The sequence below is a fragment of the Microbispora bryophytorum genome, from assembly GCF_006874465.1.
GTDB lineage: Bacteria > Actinomycetota > Actinomycetes > Streptosporangiales > Streptosporangiaceae > Microbispora > Microbispora bryophytorum.
In genome coordinates this window covers 85,676-103,353 of the sequence record NZ_VIRL01000024.1, presented here as the reverse complement: position 1 = coordinate 103,353, position 17,678 = coordinate 85,676, and the positions used below count along the sequence as shown (strand labels likewise).

The window sequence follows — 17,678 nt, the reverse complement described above, 5'->3', positions numbered from 1 at the left end:
GCAAGAGCTTGTTCACATTCCCGCCTCGCCCGACCTCCCCGCACGGGCGGGATCGGTAAGGCAGGATCGAACCCATGGCGAAAATGGGCTATCCGTTCACCTTGGGGGTGGCTTCAGGAGAGCCGTTATCCGACGGCGTGATCCTGTGGACCCGTCTGGCCCCCGATCCGCTGCATCCGACACAGCCCGGCGGCATGCCCAACCGGGCGATGACCGTACGGTGGGAGCTCGCCGAGGACGAGGCGTTCACGAAGGTGGTCCAGTCGGGCACCGCGCCCGCGCAGCCGGACTGGGCGCACAGTGTGCACGTGCGGGTGGCCGGGCTGCGACCCGCGGCCGACTACTTCTACCGCTTCTCCATCGAGGGTCACGTCAGCCGGGTGGGCCGCACCAGGACGGCGCCCGGCCCGGATTCGACCGCCCCCATCCGGTTCTGCTTCGTCTCCTGCCAGCGCTACGAGCACGGCCACTTCACGGCGCTGCGCCACCTCGCCGCCGAGCGGCCCGACCTGGTCCTCCACCTCGGCGACTACATCTACGAGTACGGCAAGCCGAAGAACCCCAAGCCGGGCCGCTATGTGCGCCCGCTCGAGTCGACGGCCGAGTGCACGACGCTCGGCGCCTACCGCGACCGCTACGCCCGCTACAAGATGGACCCGGACCTGCAGGCCGCCCACGCCGCCGCGCCGTGGGTCGCGATCCCCGACGACCACGAGGTCCGCGACAACTGGGCGGGCGCGCTGCCCGGTGACGGCGGCAGCCCCGCCGCCTTTCTCAAGCGCAGGGCCGCCGCGTTCAAGGCGTACTACGAGCACCAGCCGCTGCGCGTCCATCCGTCGGGGTCCGCCCTGCAGAACTACCGCTGGCGACCGTGGGGCCGGGTGGCCGACTTCCTGCTCGCCGACACGAGGCAGTATCGCGAGGGGCGCGACATGCTCGGCGCCGAGCAGGAGAAGTGGCTGAAGGACCGGCTGCACGGATCGGCGGCCCGGTGGAAGGTGCTCGCGCAGGCGGTGTTCTTCTCCCAGCGGAGGTTCCCGCTCGAACCCGTCAGCGCCGACGCCTGGGACGGCTATCCCGACTCGCGCGCCCGCGTGCTCGCCGCCGCCCCCGACGGGCTGGTCGTGCTGAGCGGCGACGTGCACAGCGCGTACGCCTGCGACGTGCGCGCCGACTGGGCGGATCCGGCCTCCCGAGCCCTCGGGGTCGAGTTCGTCGGGCCGTCGGTGACGAGCGCGCCGGGCATCACCGACGCGAGCGCGATCCTCGAACTGAACCCGCACATCGCGTTCTTCGACAGCCGCCACGGCTACGTGTCCTGCGTCGCGGACATGGAGAACTTCCGCGCGGACTACCGGGCCGTGGCCTTCGTGGACCGTCCCGGCGCGCCGCTGACGACGATCGCCGGCTTCGAGGTGAAGGAGAACCGGCTCCACCGCACCGACGTGTGATCAGGAAAGGGCGACGACCCAGGCCTGTCCCCTGGCAAATAGGAAACTTTCCTATTAGATTGCGGGCATGTCTGAGCGATGCCCTGCGGGCGCAGCATGAAGCGAAGCCCTGACCTGCTCCGTCTGGCCGACGCGGTCCTGTTGCCCGGCTTCACCGGGACCACCGTCCCCGACTGGGTGCGGCGGCGGCTCGCCGGCGGGCTCGCCGGTGTGGTGCTGTTCTCCCGGAACGTCGACACCCCGGCCCAGCTCGCCGCGCTCACCTCGGCCCTGCGCGCGGACAGTCCCGAGATCCTCATCGGCATCGACGAGGAGGCCGGGGAGGTGACCAGGCTTGAGGCCCGTACAGGCAGCTCGCGGCCGGGCAACTACGCCCTGGGCGTCGTGGACGACGTGGAGCTGACCGAGCGGGTGGCCCGCGACATCGGGCGGGACCTGCGGGCGGCGGGGGTGAACATCGACTTCGCCCCGGCCGCCGACGTCAACTCCAACCCGGACAATCCGGTCATCGGTCTGCGGTCGTTCGGCGCCGATCCGCCGCTCGTCGCGCGGCACACGGCCGCCTGGATCCGCGGCCTGCAGTCCACCGGCGTGGCGGCCTGCGCCAAGCACTTCCCGGGGCACGGCGACACGTCGGTCGACTCCCACCACGGCGTCCCGCGCGTCACGGCCTCCCGAAAGGACCTGGCCGAGGTCGAGCTGGAGCCCTTCCGGGTGGCCATCGACGAGGGCGTGCGCTCGATCATGACCGGTCACCTGCTGGTCACGGCGTACGACGAGGACCTGCCGGCGACGCTCAGCCCCCGCGTCCTCACCGGCCTGCTGCGGGAGGAGCTGGGCTTCGACGGCCTGATCGTCACCGACGGCATCGAGATGGCCGCCGTCTCGGGCCGGTACGGCCTGGGCGGCGCGAGCGCGATGGCCGTGGCGGCGGGGGCCGACGCGGTCTGCGTGGGCGGGGAGAACGCCGACGAGGCGACCCACGAGCACATCCGCGACGCCGTCGCCGACGCGGTCACCGAGGGCAGGCTGCCGGAGGAGCGGCTCGCGGACGCCGCCGCGCGGGTGCGCGCCCTGACCGCCTGGCAGGCGCAGGCCCCGCCCATGGACGACCGCCGGGACGAGATCGGGATGGTCGCCGCCCGCCGGGCCGTGCGCGTGACCCGGCGCGGGGCCAGCGTGCTGCCGCTGGCCGCCGCCCCGCACGTCGTGGAGCTGTCGCCGGAGACCAACCTCGCGATCGACAGGAACATGCCGTGGGGCGCGGGGGAGCCGCTGGGCAAGCTGCTGCCCGGCACCACGGTCGCCCGGCTGCGGCAGGGCGACGTCCACAACGGCGTCGCCGGCGCGGTGCTGGGCCAGGCCGCCGACCGGCCGCTCGTCATCGTGGTGCGCGACGCTCACCGGCACCCCTGGCAGACCGACCTCCTGGAGCGCCTGCTGGCAGCCCGGCCGGACGGCGTCGTGGTCGAGATGGGGCTGCCGGGCCGTACGGACCTGGGGGCGGTGCACATCGCCACGCACGGCGCCGCGCGAGTCTGCGGCCAGGCCGCGGCGGAGGTGCTGGCCGGCCTCGCCTGACACTGCCCATAGCATTGGTCACCGCTGACATGCGGAAGGGAGCGTCATGAGGGTCGCCTACGTCACCACGGACCATCCGGCCGCCGAGCACGACGACGAGCGGGAGATCGCGCTCACCGCCTGGCTCGGGGCCGGCATCGAGGGCTCGCCGGTGAACTGGCACGACCCCCGCGTCGACTGGTCGGAGTTCGACGCGGCGGTCGTGCGGTCTCCGTGGGACTACATCGACCGCCGTGACGAGTTCGTCGCCTGGGCCCACCGGGTGGAGTCGGTGACGCGGCTGTTCAATCCCGCGCCGGTGATCGAGTGGAACACCGACAAGACCTACCTGCGCACGCTCGGCGTGCCCACCGTCCCCACGCACTGGCCCACGCAGGGCGGCGACCCCGGGACGGACCTGCCAGACTGGGACGAGTTCGTGGTCAAGCCCGCCGTCTCGGCGGGGGCCCGCGACACCGTCCGCACCGCCGACCGGGGCGCCGCCGCGGGCCACGCGGCGACGCTGCTCGCCGCGGGCCGCACGGTCATGGTGCAGCCGTACATCCCGTCCGTCGAGCAGGAGGGGGAGCTGTCGCTGCTGTATTTCGGCGGCCGGTTCAGCCACGCCGTACGGCGGCACCCGATGCTCACCGGGGTGGCGGAGACCGCGGAGAACCGCGCCACGCTGCGCGACCCGGACGACGACCAGTTCGCCCTCGCCGAGCGGGTCCTGGCCGCCGTGCCGGAGAACCTGCTGTACGCCCGGGTGGACCTGGTGCGGATGCCGGACGGTGAGCCGGTCCTGATCGAGCTGGAGCTCACCGAGCCCTACCTGTTCCTGCGGGAGGAGTTGGCCGCGCCCGACCTGTTCGCCGAGACCCTCGCCGAGATGCTCAAGGCCTGAGGTGTTCAAGGCCTGAGCGGGCGGGCCCGCTCGGCGGCGGCGAGCGCCAGCCGTACGGCCTCGGCCGGGCCGGCGGCGGCCACCGGACCGGGCACGGGACGGCCCTCGGCGTCGAGGATCCGCCAGCCCCCGAGGGTGATCACGGGCGTGCCGCCCCGCCGGGCGAGCGCCAGCTCCGAGAGCGTGCCCCAGGACCCGCCCACGACGACGACCGCGTCGGCGGCGCGCACGATCAGCACGTTGCGGGCCTCGCCGAGGCCGGTGGGGAGGGCCACGGTGAGGTCGGAGCTCGCCCCGGCGCGGTCCCGGCCGGACAGGACGCCGACCACGACGCCTCCGGCCTCCCTCGCGCCCGCCGCCGCGGCGGCCATCACCCCGCCGTACCCGCCGCACAGCACGACCACGCCGCGCCCCGCCAGCAGGCGGCCCACGTCGCGGGCCGCCTCGGCCTCCTGCGGGGTGCACTCGCCCGGCCCGCACACCGCAACCTGCCACATGCCCGTCCCCTACCCGTGGGTGGAGATCCCGCCGTCCACCGGGATCACCGCGCCGGTCAGGTACGATCCGGCCCGTGAGGCCAGGAAGATGGCCGCGCCCGCCATGTCGTCGGGCCTGCCGATGCGGCCCAGCGGGACGTTGCCCTCGATCGCGCCGCGCATCTGGGGGTCGTCGAGCGCGAAGGCCATCATCTTCGACTCGAACGGCCCGGGCGCGATCGCGTTGACCGTGATTTGCTCCCGGGCGAGCTGATGGGCGAGGTGCCGGGTCAGCATGTGGACGCCCGCCTTGGCCGCCGAATACGCGTAGTTCTCCATGAACGGCACCCGAAGCCCGTCGATCGACCCGATGTTGATCACGCGGGCCGGGTCGCCGGGCGACGCGGCGGCGCGCAGCAGCGGCAGGAAGCGGCGGGTGAGGAAGAAGACGCCCTTGACGTTGATGTTCCAGAGCTTGTCGAAGGCGTGCTCCGGATACTCCTCCAGCGGCGCGCCCCAGCTCGCCCCCGCGTTGTTGACGAGCACGTCGAGCCGGCTCTCCCGCTGCGACACCGCCTGCGCCAGCGCCTCGACGCCGTCGGGAGTGGACAGGTCCGCCTGTACGGCGTGGCAGCCCAGCTCGGCGGCCGTGGCCTCCAGCTCGTCCTTCTTCCGTGAGGAGATGTAGACGGTGGCGCCCGCGTCGAGGAACCCCCGCGCGATCATCTTCCCGATGCCCCGGGACCCGCCCGTGACGACGACCGTCTTGCCTTCCACCGAGAACAGAGTCATGCGGGCAGCATACCGACCGGTCGGTTCCGCGTCAGGCATGTCCTCGGGCATGTCCTCAAGCGTCGTCAGGCATGTCCTCAGGCATGTCCTCAGGTATGGAAGCCCCCGTACGCTCCGCGGAAGAACACCAGCGGGCCGCCGTCGTCGTGCCGGTCGAGCCCCGTGACCCGGGCGACGACGATCACGTGGTCGCCGGCCGGGTGCTCCTGGTCCACCGTGCAGTCGATCCAGGCGAGCGCGCCGTCCAGCACGGGCGCGCCGCCGGGGGACAGGGCCCACGACAGGCCGCCGAACTTGTCCCCGCCCTTCGCGGCGAGCCGATCGCACACCTGCCGCTGGTGGTCGGCGAGCACGTTGACGCACAGGGTCGTCGCGGCCTTCAGGCGCGGCCAGCTCGTGCTGGTCCGCGCGACGCAGAACGACACCAGCGGCGGATCGAGGCTCACGGAGGTGAAGGAGTTGACGGCCAGGCCGCGCGGCTCCCCGGTCTCCGGGTCGATCGCGGTGACGGCCACGACGCCGGTGGCGTACCTGCCGAGGACGTTCCTGAAGTGCTGGGGATTGACGGCCGGAATCCTCCTGGCGCCGTCATGGCCGACCCTCCGGGACACAGGGATGCCCATCGCGCACGTGCCTCCTCGGTCGCCTCCCATGGAGTCAAGGAGGGCCGGAGTCGATGCATTCCCTGTGCGGTGATTAACGGTGGCGCGTCCTGGCGGGCGTGGGGGACCCGCCAGGACGCGCTCCGCCCCGGCGCGAGACCTCGACCCCGGCGAGGGTTGGGGTCGAGGCCTCGTTCATTCGCACGGAGTCCGTGGGGATCGGCCGTTGTCGTCCGGCCGCTCCGGTGTGCGGTGGTACCGCGCGTTCGGGCACGCCACGCCATATCCGCGCAAGGCGGTCATGCCGGTGGATACCGACAGCTCTGACATGTCGTTCCCGTCGCTCTGATAGGTCTGGGCTCCGGTAGGTCTGGGCACGCGCCAGGGCGACTTCGGCGTTCTCGCACCGACCGCCCGCACGGGCCCACCTCCATTGGATGGATTTGTACCAACGTTTGGATAATGCGCGGCTGGGTGGGCTCTGGTCAAGGGGTTGTTTCCCGGTAGACCGAGATCCTCTAGATTTGTTGGAACAAAAGGGTGGATTGAGGAAAGATGGCACGATCGTCGCTCTACCAGCAGGTGGCCGCCGAGGTACGCAGGGCCATCTACGCGGGCGAACTCGCGCCGGGCGACCAGATCCCGACCGAGGCCGACCTCATGGAGGCGCACGGCGTCAGCCGCAACACCGTACGGCTGGCCCTCGGCGAGCTGGAGAACGAGGGTCTCATCCTGCGGATGCGTCGGCGTGGAACGTTCGTACGGGAGCGCCGTCCCCTCCTCATGCGCCCCCAGGACGAGTTCCTCCCGTACGACCACGAGGGGCGGCGGTTCGACACGTTCGTCCACGCGGTCCGCTCCGAGGGCCGTACGGCGGACCAGAGGATCGAGGTCTCGATCGTCGAGCCGCCCGAGGACGTGGCCACCCGTCTCGCCCTCGCCGACGGCGCCCTGGCCGTCGTACGCCGCCGGCTGCGCTTCGTGGACGGCCAGCCGTACAACACGCTGGACTCGTACTTCCCCCTGGAGATCGTGGGGGGCTCCGAGATCGCCCGGCCCGGCGACATCACGCGCGGGGCCAACAGGGTGCTGGAGGAGCTGGGCCATCTCCAGGTCCGCGTGATCGACGACCTGTCGGCCCGCATGCCGACCTCCGACGAGTCGTCACGGCTCCAGCTGGAGCCCGGCACCCCGGTCGTCGTCCACACCCGGGTCGGCTACGACGCCGACGACACGCCCGTCCGCGTCGCCGTGTCCGTGCTGCCGGCCGACAAGCATCTGATCCGATACGAGCTGGAACGTCATTGACGAGGCCCGGACGCCCCCTGGCCTGAGCGGGCGCCCCCGGCCGACGGGCCCTCCTCCGGAGGGCCGCTTCCGTGATTCCCAACCCGACCCCGGCAGGGGGCCGCGCCGCGCCCGCGCGCCCTAGCGGGACCCGCCGTCTACGGACGGACGCTTGCGGCATCCCGCCGTCACTCTCAGTGATCAAATCGCCGCCGTCGGCACGAAAGGAATCAGGCATGCCCGCGAACACCCTGGATCTTGTTACGGAACTCACGCTGCGTCGCGCCACCCCGGCCGATCTGCAGGGGGTCATCGCCCTGCTGGCGCGCACCGCCGGGTGGCTCAACGGTCTCGGCGTACGGCAGTGGCCCGCCGCGGGCTTCCCCGCCGAGCGCATCGAACCGCTGATCGGCGAGGGAGTCATGTACCTCCTGGACGCCGGCGACGAGGCCGGGCGGGGGCCGGCCGCCACGATCGCCGTGGACGGCCATGCCGACCCGGAGTTCTGGACCGCCGCCGACCGCCCTGGGGACGCGCTCTACGTCCACAAGCTCGCCGTGAGCAGGACCTACTCGGGCCGGGGCCTGGGGGAGGTGCTGCTCGACTGGGCCGCCCTGCGGGCCGCCGCCCACGACCGGCCGTACCTGCGGCTGGACTGCGCCAAGGACAACGCCCGCCTGCAGTCGTACTACCGGAAGTCGGGCTTCCGGCACGTCCGCACCGTCGACCTGCCGCACCGCGCCTCCGGCGCGCTGTTCGAGCGGGACGCCAGCGCCGCGATCCCGGCCGCGCTGTCCTATCGCCGCACGCCGGCGGTGCCGGCCCAGCGCTCGGGACATGCGGTGCAAGCCTGGAGAGTTCTTGACATCACTGCACACAACGAGTTGATCGAGTGCTGAACAGGGCGGATGCCGTGAGGCGCCGCAAAGGGACCGGATACTGTTCACATCATGACGGGATCCCTCCTTGAAGTGATCGCGCTCGACCTGCGTGACGCCGTGGCCGCCGAGGAGGGCGGAGCGGACCGCCTGGAGATCGTGTCCGACATGAGCGCGGACGGGCTCACCCCCTCGGCGGACCTCGTCGCCGCGATCGCGCGCGAGTGCGGGCTGCCGCAGATGGCCATGCTCCGCTGCAACGCCGGGTTCACCGCGACCCGGGAGGAGCTCGACCGGCTGCGCGGCCACGTCAAGGAGCTCGCCGAGGCCGGCGCGGCGGGCTTCGTCTTCGGCTTCCTGTCCGAGGACGGGTCGGTCGACAGGGAGGCGACGGAGGCGCTGATCCACGCGGTCTCGCCGCTGCCCTGGACCTTCCACCGCGCCGTGGACCGCGCCGCCGACGTGCGGGCCGCCTGGCGCGCCGTACGGCTGCTGCCGAACCTGGCGACCGTGCTCACGTCCGGTTCGCCCGAGGGCGTCGGCAGCGGCCTCGGCGTGTTACGCGCGCGGGCCGAGGCGGGGGACGCCTCGCTCGTGCTCGCCGGCGGCGGCCTGCGCGAGGAGCACGTGCCGGTCCTGCTCGACTACGGCGTCCGCGCCTTCCACGTGGGCAGCGCCGTACGGGGCTCGTGGCGCGAGCCGGTCGACCCCGACCGCGTCCGGCACTGGCGCCGCATCGTCGACCGGTTGTGACCGCCCGGCTCAGGCGGCCGGTTCAGGTACGGCGGCGGGCGACCAGGACGGCGTCGCGGATGGTGATCTCGCCGCCCTCCGGGTCCACCGCGGTGCGCGGCCGGGCCTCGGCCGCGACGACCTCCCACTCGGCCGGATCGAGCGACGCCGCGACCTCCTCGGCGGTGAACATCATCTGCGGGAAGTGCATCCGCCGGGCCTTGGTCAGCAGGTCCGACGGGTGGTGCCCGACGATCAGCAGCGTGCCTCCGGGAGCCGTCGCGGCGGCCAGCGAGGCGAACAGCGTCCGCCTGGCCTCGCCCGGCAGGTGCATGTACTGCGCCGACACCAGGTCGTAGGCGCCCTCGGGAAGGGTGTGGTCGCGCAGGTCCGCCTGCACCCACTCGGTGCGCGCCGCGACGTCCGCGCCCGCGTCGGCGGCGTGGGCGGCGGCCCGCTCCAGCGCCGTGGCGGAGATGTCGGCTCCCGTCACCCGCCAGCCCCTCGCGGCGAGCCAGACGGCGTCGGCGCCCTCGCCGCTGCCGACGTCGAGGGCCCGGCCCGGGGGCAGCTGCGCGGCCTCGGCGACGAGCTGCGGGTTCGGGCGGCCGCTCCAGACCGTCGGCCGGGAGCGGTAGCGCTCCTCCCAGGCCGCCTCCTCCAACAGCGTGCGCACCTGGGTCCGGTAGGCGTCGACGGCCGCCCGGGTCTCCTCGGCGATGAGATCCATGTTGATCGCCGCACCGGCGGCCAGGCCCGCCGCGGCGGACGCGATCACCACGGCGCGTACGTCCGTCACGTTCCCCGCCACCCAGACACCGGGCACGGCGGTCGCTCCGGTCGGGTCCGCGGCGATGCGCGTGCCCGCCACGTGACCGCCGATCTCCACCTCGACCGGCTTGAGCCCGAGCGACTCCAGCACCCCGGACCGGGCGGCGAGCGGCGCGCCGACGACGAGCGCGTCGAGTGCGACGACCTCGCCGGAGGCCAGCCGCACCCCGGTGAGCGCGTCGCCGGTCACCTCGATCCCCGTGACCGGGCCGTCGGCGACGGGGATCCGGCGCGCGGCGAGCCGTTCGGCGTCCTCCTCGGACGGTGCGGGGCAGTGGTGGGCCAGGAACACCACGTCCTCGCTCCACTGCCGCCACAGCAGGGCCTGCTCGACGGCGAGCGGCCCGGTGGCCAGCACGCCGATGCGCCGGTCGCGGACCTCCCACCCGTGGCAGTAGGGGCAGTGCAGAACGTCGCGGCCCCACCGCTCGGCCAGGCCCGGCACGTCCGGCAACTCGTCCACGGCCCCGGTCGCCACCAGCAGGCGGCGGGCCCGGACGGCGCGGCCGTCGTCCAGCGTCACGACGAAGTCGCCGCCCTCCCGCGTCGCGGATTCGGCCCGCCCGGCGACGACCTCGCCGCCGTACCCGATCACTTCCTCGCGCCCGGCCGCCCGCAACTCGGCGGGCGGCGTGCCGTCCCGGCCGAGGTAGTTGTGCATGTGCGCGGCCGGCGCGTTGCGCGGCTGCCCGGCGTCCACCACCAGCACCGATCGGCGGGCCCGCGCCAGCGCCAGGGCGCCGCTGAGCCCCGCGGCGCCACCGCCCACCACGACCACGTCGTATGTCTTGTTCTCGTCCACCCGTGCCTCCCGCGTCGGAGTCTCAGACGCCTGCTTCGGACGCCTGCTGTCGGAACAGTGCGGCACGGACGGCGGGAGTGGCAAGCAACCTTGCCGATATGGCAAACCTCAGCAGAGGGCGCGGTCGGCCCGGGCCAGTGCGGCGACCAATGTCCTGATCGTCGCCGGCTCGTCCAGCACGCCCCCCGCGGCCTCGCGCCGTTCCTGCCAGGCGCGCACCCGGTCGGCGTACTTCTCGTAGCAGGCGAGGTGGAAGGCGTACACGGTCGTGAAGCGGCTGACGAGGTGCGAGGGGTGCATGTCCCAGCCCTGGTAGAAGCCGTGCGCCAGCGAGTGCGACACCAGCGCCGAGTGCCGTCGCAGCAGGGCGTGCACGTCGGCCGCCGCGGCCGAGGCCGGGGTCGCGGCCAGTGAGCCGTCCGACAGCTCCACCCCCGTCCCCGACAGTGCCGTCTGCATGACGTGCCGCGCGTGGTCGCAGGCCGGGTGGTCGAGCCGCTGCTCGTCCGGCGGCAGCCCGAGCGCGGCCGTGTAGTCGAACACCCCGAAGTGGGCGGCCGCCAGCCGCCCGCCCAGCGAGGGCACCAGGCCGGCCGACCGCTGGAGCATGAGCACGGTCTGCGGGGCCTCCACCTGCATCTCGAAGCGCAGCGTGCCCGGGGGCAGGAGCAGCGCGCGCTCCAGCGCCTCCAGGCAGCCGGCGAACTGCCGCAGGTAGTCCTCCATCAGGACCTTGGGGAAGGTCACCGTGAACCCGTCCGGGAGCCGGCCGGTCCGCCGCACGACCCCGGACAGGAACCCGTCGAGCGTGCGGACCGAGCGCAGGGGGTCGCCGTCGGCGAACGACTTCACCCGCAGGCCCCACCTGCGGGGCAGCGTGCCCGCCTCGTGCATCGCGGCCACGGCCGCCGCCGCCGACTCGGCGTGCCGGTCCTCCTCTTCGGGGGAGCGCGGGCCGTAGCCGTCCTCGAAGTCGATCCGCAGGTCCTCGATCGGCTCGGCGTGCAGTTTCCTGCGTACGCGGTCGTGCACGGGCTGGGCCAGCTCGGGGCCGAGCTCGAACAATGCGGCCAGCTCGGTGGGGGTGAACAGGAGCCGGTGGAGGAGGTCGGTCGCGGCCTGCCGCCACTGCTGGACGATGTCCGCGGTCACCCGGTCCGCGGGCACGTAGACGGTGTGCACCGGCTGCCACGCGGGTTCCCGCACGGGAAAGCGGGCGAGCTGCTCGCGATGGGCGGCGGCGAAGTCGTCCAATAGTCCGTCAGGCACGCCGGTCAGCGTCGTCTCCATGGGGGCGATCCTCGCAGAGTCCCGCCACGGCGAGGGCAATCACGCAACGTCGCTGCATGAGGACGGAGCGTTGGCTATTCTTTTCCTCGAACAACCGATCGAACAGGTGAGCGAAAAAGAAACGGCCCCCTGTCGGGGGCCGTAGAGCCCGGGGACGTAGCCGCGGGCGCGGTGACTCCATGTTAGGAGATGATGGCGGTGCGCGACAACCGCGTTCCCCAAGTCGTGCGTGTCGGGGTCTACGTCGACGGGTTCAATCTCTACTACGGGCTGCGCTCGCTGCGGGGGCGGCGCCATCTCTGGCTCGATCTGCGGGCGCTGTCCCTGCGGCTGCTGAGGACCGGGCAGACGCTGGCCGCCGTCCGCTACTTCACCGCTCCCGTCCGGGGCGACGCCCGTGCCCTCGCCCGCCAGCAGACCTATCAGGCGGCCCTGGAGGCCCTGGGCGTCGATGTGGTGCTCGGGCGTTTCCAGGAGCAGCGGGCCTCGTGCCGGGCCTGCGGCGTCTCCTGGCGGACCTACGAGGAGAAGCAGTCCGACGTCGCCCTGGCCGCCGCGATGGTCCGCGACGTCGCGCTCGACCTGGTCGACATGGTGCTGCTGCTGTCGGCGGACTCCGACCTGTGCGCCGCCGTCGAGGCGGTGCGCCAGATGGACGCCCGGCGCGGCGGCAAGACCCGGGTCGTCACCGTCTTCCCGCCCGGCAGGCGCTCGGACGGCCTGCGTCTCGCGAGCGACGCCTGGTTTCCCCTCGGCGACGCGCTCATCCGGCAGTCGCAGCTGCCCGACCTCGTGCCCGGCCGCGACGACGCGCTCTACCACCGGCCGGCCCACTGGTCCTGACCGGGAGATCCGTCAGGACGCGCCTCCCGGCCGGGCGAGCCGGCCGCAGGCGCCCAGCATCGCGTCCCGGCCCACCAGCTTCACTCGCTCGCCCCTTCTCAGACTGCCGGCCAGCGAGGCCTCCGCGGCCTCGATCGCGAGCCAGTCCTCGTACGTCACCGGGCTCAGCCCGCGCGCGGCGAGCAGGTCGTCCAGCCGGGCGGTCGCGGTTCCCGGCACCGCTTCGGCGAGCAGCGTGCGCGCGGTCTCGGCGGCGTCGGACTTGTTGGTCCCGATCACGCCCGTCGGGCCCCGCTTGAGCCAGCCCGCGACGTACTGCCGGTCCGACGCCTTGCCCGCGACGTTCGGCACCGTCATCGACCCCGGGTCGAACGGCACCCCGGGCAGCGCCACGCTCTGGTAGCCCACCGAGCGCATCACCATGTCCGCGGGGATCGTCTCGAAGTCACCGGTCCCGACGACCCGCCCGTTCTCCAGCCGGGTCCGCTCCAGCCGCACGCCCTCGACCCGGGAGACGCCGAGGATCTCCACGGGGCGCAGCCAGAAGCGCACCTCAAGACGGCGGGGCCGGTCGGCCGGCTTGCGCTCCGACCACGACCGCAGCACGTCCACATTGCCCCTGACCTGGCGCGACAGCGGGGCCAGGTCGGCGACCGCGACCTCGTCGGGGAAGGTGAGGACGTCGGCGTTCAGCAGCTCGCCGAGCTCGCGCAGCTCCTTCAGGGTGAACTTCGCGTGCTCGGGGCCGCGCCTGCCGACCATGTGGATCCGCTTCACCTTGGAGGCGGCCAGCCGGCAGAGCACCTCCTCGGGCACGTCGGTGCCGCGCAGCTCGTCGGCCGTCTTGGCCATGATCCGCACCACGTCCACGGCGACGTTGCCGACGCCGATGACGACGACCTCCTCCGCGTCGAGGGAGAAGGCGTCCGGCGGGACGTCGGGATGGCCGCAGTACCAGTTGACGAAGTCGGTCGCCGCGACGCTGCCCGGCAGGTCCTCGCCCGGGACGCCGAGGTGCCTGTCGACCATCGCCCCCGTGCAGTAGACGACGGCGTCATAGCAGGACAGCAGGTCGTCCACCGAGAAGTCCGCGCCCAGTTCGACGCCGCCGAGGAAGCGCACTCCCGGAGTCTCCAGCACCCTTCGCAGGTAGCCGGCGATCGACTTGATCGACGTGTGGTCGGGGGCCACGCCGTACCGGACGAGCCCGTACGGAGTCGGCAGGCGTTCGAGGACGTCCACCTCGACGGGGTCGTGCGACTGTTTGACCAGCGCCTCGGCCGTGTAGATGCCGGCCGGGCCCGACCCGACGATCGCAACGCGCAGTGTCACCATGGCCTCCAGCAGCGGCGGACGCTCCCTATCGATGATTCTTTATCACCGCCGGTCCCACTGCCAGTGGAACGCCGTGCCGTGCACCGGATTGTCATCCGTCTTGTGATGGTACGCGGGGTTGCGGGGAGCAGCCGGCCGCGATCAAAGTGAAGCCCGTGGGCAGTGGGGCTAAAAGACGGGGAAACCCGCGGACGAGAAGGCCGGGCGGTGGCACCCTCCCTGACATGAGGGGACTGCGCGGGGGGCGGGACGAGCCCGGGGCCTCACCGGCCACGGCGTACGGCCCGCAGAACGGTCACGACGACGGCGACGCTCCGCCGCCGCACGGCTCGGGGCCGGACGGGCTCAGGTACGAGGCGCTGGGGCGGGTCATGGCGGCCCTGTCCGGCGAGGCGGAGACGCTGGAAGCGTGCCGCGACCTCACATGGTGGCGGGGCACCGACCGCTCCTGGCACATCGAGTGGCGCGATGGCCCGTACGCCGCCGAGGTGGCGGCGCTGCTCCTGGAATTGATCGGCGAGCCGGGGCCGGACGCCGTGCGCGCGGCGCCCGCGGGCCCGGCGACCCCGTCGACGGCGATGCTGAACGTGATGGGCGTCACCTTCGTGCTGCGGGCGATCGACCCGTTCGGGATGGAACGGTTGCGGACCAGTCGCGGCCTGTGGCGGCTGTCGGCGGCACTGGACGGCCCGGCAGGCCCGATCGGCGCGGGCGGGCGGTCCCGGCAGCACTGGGAGGAACTGCTCGGCGGCTGACGCCGGCGGGCCGATATCGGCTCGCCCGTCGTTTACGTGAGGCGGTGGGGCCCCCGGAGTCGATAGCCTTGGGAGCACATCGTCTTCGTCTCGTCTTTCCGGTCGTCTCCGAGGATCCGCGAGGAGATCCGCATCGCGCTCCCCGAGGAGGCACCGCGGGCGAGACCTCTCATGACCGAGGAGTAGCCGTGCTGCTGCGTATGTCGACCCTGTTCCTGCGCACCCTGCGTGAGGATCCGGCGGACGCGGAAGTGCCGAGCCACAAGCTGCTCGTCCGCGCCGGCTACATCCGCCGCGTCGCGCCCGGCATCTACTCCTGGCTGCCGCTCGGCAAGATCGTGCTGGAGAACGTCGCGCGGGTCGTGCGCGAGGAGATGGACCGGATGGGCGCGCAGGAGGTGCTGTTCCCCGCGCTGCTGCCCCGCGACTTCTACGAGCCCACGGGCCGCTGGACCGAGTACGGCGACACGCTGTTCCGGCTGAAGGACCGCAAGGGCGCCGACTACCTCCTCGGGCCGACCCACGAGGAGATGTTCACCGACATGGTGAAGGGGGAGTACTCCTCCTACAAGGACTATCCCGTCACGCTGTACCAGATCCAGACCAAGTACCGCGACGAGGCCCGGCCCCGGGCGGGCATCCTGCGGGGCCGCGAGTTCGTCATGAAGGACTCCTACTCCTTCGACCTCGACGACGACGGCCTGAAGCGGTCCTACGAGATGCACCGCGAGGCGTACATCCGCATCTTCGAGCGTCTCGGCATCGACTACCGGATCTGCTTCGCGATGTCGGGAGCGATGGGCGGGTCGGCCTCCGAGGAGTTCCTCGCCCCCTGCTCGACCGGTGAGGACACCTTCGTGGCCTGCCACAACTGCGGCTACGCGGCCAACGCCGAGGCCGTCGTCACGCCCGCGCCGCCCGCCGTCACCGCCACGCAGCCGCCCCTGAAGGTGCTCGACACGCCCGACACCCCGACGATCGAGTCGCTCGTCTCGTACGTCAACGAGCACCACGGCCTCGGCGTCACCGCCGCCGACACGCTGAAGAACCTCGTCGTCAAGGTCCGCACGCCGGGCTCCGACGAGATCAAGACCGTGATCATCGGCGTGCCCGGCGACCGCGAGGTCGACTTCAAGCGCCTGGAGGCGGCGCTCTCACCCGGAGTGCCGGAGATCTTCGAGGCCGAGGACTTCGCCCGCCACCCCGGCCTGGTGCGCGGCTACATCGGTCCGCAGGTGCTCAGGGACCTGGGGATCACCTACCTGGTCGACCCGCGCGTGGTGGACGGCTCGGCCTGGGTGACGGGCGCCAACGAGCCGGGCAAGCACGCCGCGCACGTGGTCGCGGGCCGCGACTTCCAGCCCGACGGCACGATCGAGGCCGCCGAGGTGCGGGCGGGCGACTCCTGCCCGCGCTGCGCGCACCCGCTGTCGATCGACCGGGGCATCGAGATCGGCCACATCTTCCAGCTCGGCCGCAAGTACGCCGACGCCGCCCAGCTCGACGCGCTAGGGCCCGACGGCAAGCCCATCCGCATCACCATGGGCTCGTACGGCGTCGGCGTGTCCCGGGCGGTGGCCGTGGTCGCCGAGCAGCGCCACGACGAGCTGGGCCTGGTGTGGCCCAGGGAGGTCGCGCCCGCCGACGTGCACATCGTCGGCACCGGCAAGGAGAACCAGATCGAGGTCGCGAGCACGCTCGCGGAGACCCTTGAGGCGCGGGGGCTGCGGGTGCTCGTGGACGACCGCCCCGGTGTGTCGCCCGGCGTCAAGTTCAAGGACTCCGAGCTGCTCGGCCTGCCCACCGTGCTGATCGTCGGCCGGGGCCTGGCCAACGGCGTGGTCGAGCTGCGCGACCGGGTCACCGGGACCAAGGAGGAGATCCCGCTGGACGAGGCCGTCGAGCGGGTGCTGGCCGCCTGCCGGGCCTGATCACCGGGCACCGGGGCCTACTGGCCGTCCGGCGCGGACGACTCCGGCTGGGCCTCCTGGCCGGGTGTGCCGGCGGGGTCCGCCGTTCCGGGGTCCGCCGTTCCGGAGGAGTCCGCCGGCGGGGACTCGGACCCCGCGGTGGGGACGGTGACGTCGACGCCGGCCTCTTCCCGGTCCATGCCCGGGAAGGGGCCGAGCTTCGGCTGCCAGCCGTACGCCCGGGTCGCGCACTCCTGCGCGGCCAGCGCGGCGATCCGCCGCAGGGCCGGGTCGCGGTCGGCGGCGAGTTCCAGGTAGGCGGTGGTCACCCGCTGCTCCACCAGCAGGGCCAGGCGCACCGCGTCGGCCGGTCCGCGCACCTCGAAGGGCAGGAGATAGGTGGGGCCGGGCTCGGCGGGCGTGCCGCCCCGCCGCGTGATGAGCGTGCGGAGCTGGTCGCGGTGTGCCCGGTGGGCGTCGAACCCCGCGGTGGCGCGCTTGAGCAGCGCGCCGCTCGTCTTCCCGCCGATCACCCCGTACGCGTACACGGCGGCGTGCTCGGCGGACAGGGCTCGTTCGAGTGCGCCGCCGGTCGGCGCCCCGGACGGCGGTGCGGCCGATGATCGGAGCGGTGATCGGGCGGGTTCGGTCGGGGTCTCAGCCACGCACCCTCCCCAGGGCGACGACGTGGACGGCCTCGCACGCGCCGATGCTCGCGAGGAGCTGGGACAGCGCCGGGGAGGCCGTGGCCATCTGCGCCGGTCGCGCCGACGCCGCGCGCCGCTCGGCGTCCCTGAGCTCCCCGACGGAGACCGCGGACGGGCTCTCCGAGGGGGACACCGAGGGAGGCGCGGAGGGGGACGCGGAAGCGGGGGCATTCGGCGGCGCGGGGCTCGCGGGGAACGTTCCCGTGCCGCTCCCCGCGGGCAGCAGCGCGCGCAGGGCCTGCAGATGGGCCGCGTGACGCTGGCGGAACGGTTCCAGCGCCGCGGCCCGGCCGGGCAGGGCGGCGGCCGCGCGCTCGTAGAGCGACACCAGGTGCTCCTTGCCCGCGATCAGCGAGGTGAGCAGCACGGTCTGCGGATCCGGAGAGGCCGGCGCGGCGGGTTTGGTCGGGGCGGAGGAGCAGCCCGCCGCGGCCAGACCGGCCGCGGCGGCGGAGCCCAGCAACGCGCGTCTCGTCACCTGTGCCCCGCCGCTGTGTCTCACGACACAGCATCGTACGGCGCG

General features: G+C 73.0%; 17 protein-coding genes. 9 read left to right on the top strand and 8 right to left on the bottom strand.

Annotated elements, in window-relative coordinates; translation table 11 throughout:
- The first annotated feature begins 74 nt into the window (after positions 1 to 74).
- The 3 genes from FLX07_RS31480 (at position 75) to FLX07_RS31470 (ending at position 3,915) form a co-directional block, all read left to right on the top strand.
- Positions 75 to 1,451: an alkaline phosphatase D family protein gene (locus FLX07_RS31480; protein ID WP_142575331.1), complete on the top strand. Its 1,377-nt coding sequence runs from the start codon at positions 75 to 77 to the stop codon at positions 1,449 to 1,451.
- A gap of 96 nt (positions 1,452 to 1,547) precedes the next feature.
- Positions 1,548 to 3,032 (top strand): glycoside hydrolase family 3 protein, encoded by a 1,485-nt coding sequence (locus FLX07_RS31475; RefSeq protein WP_142575330.1) that lies wholly within the window; start codon positions 1,548 to 1,550, stop codon positions 3,030 to 3,032.
- Between the two features lie 46 nt (positions 3,033 to 3,078).
- Positions 3,079 to 3,915, top strand: coding sequence for an ATP-grasp domain-containing protein (locus FLX07_RS31470; RefSeq protein ID WP_142575329.1), 837 nt, complete (start codon positions 3,079 to 3,081; stop codon positions 3,913 to 3,915).
- A 5-nt stretch (positions 3,916 to 3,920) separates the two neighbouring features.
- On the opposite strand, the gene FLX07_RS31465 is transcribed toward FLX07_RS31470, so the two are convergent.
- The 3 genes from FLX07_RS31465 to FLX07_RS31455 all read right to left on the bottom strand — a co-directional run bounded on the left by FLX07_RS31465 (position 3,921) and on the right by FLX07_RS31455 (position 5,806).
- Complete coding sequence (locus FLX07_RS31465; protein WP_142575328.1) at positions 3,921 to 4,412, bottom strand: TIGR00725 family protein; 492 nt, start codon at positions 4,410 to 4,412, stop codon at positions 3,921 to 3,923.
- 9 nt (positions 4,413 to 4,421) lie between these two features.
- The gene (locus FLX07_RS31460; RefSeq protein ID WP_142575327.1) at positions 4,422 to 5,183 is read right to left on the bottom strand and encodes an SDR family oxidoreductase; all 762 of its coding nucleotides are present in this window, start codon (positions 5,181 to 5,183) and stop codon (positions 4,422 to 4,424) included.
- Between the two features lie 89 nt (positions 5,184 to 5,272).
- On the bottom strand, positions 5,273 to 5,806 hold the full coding sequence (locus tag FLX07_RS31455) for a flavin reductase family protein (protein ID WP_142575326.1): 534 nt from the start codon (positions 5,804 to 5,806) through the stop codon (positions 5,273 to 5,275).
- Between the two features lie 534 nt (positions 5,807 to 6,340).
- Between FLX07_RS31455 and FLX07_RS31450 the strand changes: the two genes are divergently transcribed.
- From FLX07_RS31450 to FLX07_RS31440, 3 genes are all read left to right on the top strand, one after another.
- On the top strand, positions 6,341 to 7,093 hold the full coding sequence (locus FLX07_RS31450) for a GntR family transcriptional regulator (RefSeq protein WP_142558329.1): 753 nt from the start codon (positions 6,341 to 6,343) through the stop codon (positions 7,091 to 7,093).
- Between the two features lie 215 nt (positions 7,094 to 7,308).
- The gene (locus FLX07_RS31445) at positions 7,309 to 7,971 is read left to right on the top strand and encodes a GNAT family N-acetyltransferase (protein WP_142575325.1); all 663 of its coding nucleotides are present in this window, start codon (positions 7,309 to 7,311) and stop codon (positions 7,969 to 7,971) included.
- A gap of 51 nt (positions 7,972 to 8,022) precedes the next feature.
- A complete protein-coding gene (locus FLX07_RS31440; RefSeq protein WP_142575324.1) occupies positions 8,023 to 8,703 on the top strand; it encodes a copper homeostasis protein CutC in 681 nt (226 codons plus the stop codon).
- Positions 8,704 to 8,725: 22 nt separating this feature from the next.
- On the opposite strand, the gene FLX07_RS31435 is transcribed toward FLX07_RS31440, so the two are convergent.
- Entirely contained in the window at positions 8,726 to 10,315 is a 1,590-nt protein-coding gene (locus tag FLX07_RS31435) for an FAD-dependent oxidoreductase (protein ID WP_142575323.1), read from the bottom strand.
- 108 nt (positions 10,316 to 10,423) lie between these two features.
- Positions 10,424 to 11,605 (bottom strand): DUF6986 family protein, encoded by a 1,182-nt coding sequence (locus tag FLX07_RS31430; protein WP_142575322.1) that lies wholly within the window; start codon positions 11,603 to 11,605, stop codon positions 10,424 to 10,426.
- Positions 11,606 to 11,803: 198 nt separating this feature from the next.
- On the opposite strand from FLX07_RS31430, the gene FLX07_RS31425 reads away from it, so the two are divergent.
- Positions 11,804 to 12,448, top strand: a complete 645-nt coding sequence (locus FLX07_RS31425) for an NYN domain-containing protein (protein ID WP_167748462.1) — start codon at positions 11,804 to 11,806, stop codon at positions 12,446 to 12,448.
- 12 nt (positions 12,449 to 12,460) lie between these two features.
- Here the strand turns inward: FLX07_RS31425 and FLX07_RS31420 are convergent, their stop codons facing one another.
- Positions 12,461 to 13,783 (bottom strand): FAD-dependent oxidoreductase, encoded by a 1,323-nt coding sequence (locus FLX07_RS31420; RefSeq protein WP_142575320.1) that lies wholly within the window; start codon positions 13,781 to 13,783, stop codon positions 12,461 to 12,463.
- A 224-nt stretch (positions 13,784 to 14,007) separates the two neighbouring features.
- Here FLX07_RS31420 and FLX07_RS37235 point away from each other — a divergent pair, with 224 nt between their 5' ends.
- Entirely contained in the window at positions 14,008 to 14,538 is a 531-nt protein-coding gene (locus FLX07_RS37235; RefSeq protein WP_189105086.1) for a hypothetical protein, read from the top strand.
- Between the two features lie 188 nt (positions 14,539 to 14,726).
- A complete protein-coding gene (locus tag FLX07_RS31410) occupies positions 14,727 to 16,469 on the top strand; it encodes a proline--tRNA ligase (RefSeq protein WP_189105087.1) in 1,743 nt (580 codons plus the stop codon).
- Positions 16,470 to 16,486: 17 nt separating this feature from the next.
- Here the strand turns inward: FLX07_RS31410 and FLX07_RS31405 are convergent, their stop codons facing one another.
- On the bottom strand, positions 16,487 to 17,113 hold the full coding sequence (locus FLX07_RS31405; RefSeq protein ID WP_208762482.1) for a ferritin-like domain-containing protein: 627 nt from the start codon (positions 17,111 to 17,113) through the stop codon (positions 16,487 to 16,489).
- The gene (locus tag FLX07_RS37230) at positions 17,106 to 17,657 is read right to left on the bottom strand and encodes a hypothetical protein (RefSeq protein WP_208762481.1); all 552 of its coding nucleotides are present in this window, start codon (positions 17,655 to 17,657) and stop codon (positions 17,106 to 17,108) included. Before FLX07_RS37230 ends, FLX07_RS31405 begins: the two co-directional genes overlap by 8 nt.
- Between the last annotated feature and the right edge of the window lie 21 nt (positions 17,658 to 17,678).

What these genes read in the sequence shown, in the direction of transcription:
- FLX07_RS31480 (WP_142575331.1), top strand. Translation starts at nt 75, where the DNA reads ATGGCGAAAATGGGCTATCCGTTCACCTTGGGGGTGGCTTCAGGAGAG.
- FLX07_RS31475 (WP_142575330.1), top strand. Translation starts at nt 1,548, where the DNA reads ATGAAGCGAAGCCCTGACCTGCTCCGTCTGGCCGACGCGGTCCTGTTG.
- FLX07_RS31470 (WP_142575329.1), top strand. Translation starts at nt 3,079, where the DNA reads ATGAGGGTCGCCTACGTCACCACGGACCATCCGGCCGCCGAGCACGAC.
- FLX07_RS31465 (WP_142575328.1), bottom strand. Translation starts at nt 4,412, where the DNA reads ATGTGGCAGGTTGCGGTGTGCGGGCCGGGCGAGTGCACCCCGCAGGAG.
- FLX07_RS31460 (WP_142575327.1), bottom strand. Translation starts at nt 5,183, where the DNA reads ATGACTCTGTTCTCGGTGGAAGGCAAGACGGTCGTCGTCACGGGCGGG.
- FLX07_RS31455 (WP_142575326.1), bottom strand. Translation starts at nt 5,806, where the DNA reads ATGGGCATCCCTGTGTCCCGGAGGGTCGGCCATGACGGCGCCAGGAGG.
- FLX07_RS31450 (WP_142558329.1), top strand. Translation starts at nt 6,341, where the DNA reads ATGGCACGATCGTCGCTCTACCAGCAGGTGGCCGCCGAGGTACGCAGG.
- FLX07_RS31445 (WP_142575325.1), top strand. Translation starts at nt 7,309, where the DNA reads ATGCCCGCGAACACCCTGGATCTTGTTACGGAACTCACGCTGCGTCGC.
- FLX07_RS31440 (WP_142575324.1), top strand. Translation starts at nt 8,023, where the DNA reads ATGACGGGATCCCTCCTTGAAGTGATCGCGCTCGACCTGCGTGACGCC.
- FLX07_RS31430 (WP_142575322.1), bottom strand. Translation starts at nt 11,605, where the DNA reads ATGGAGACGACGCTGACCGGCGTGCCTGACGGACTATTGGACGACTTC.
- FLX07_RS31420 (WP_142575320.1), bottom strand. Translation starts at nt 13,783, where the DNA reads ATGGTGACACTGCGCGTTGCGATCGTCGGGTCGGGCCCGGCCGGCATC.
- FLX07_RS37235 (WP_189105086.1), top strand. Translation starts at nt 14,008, where the DNA reads ATGAGGGGACTGCGCGGGGGGCGGGACGAGCCCGGGGCCTCACCGGCC.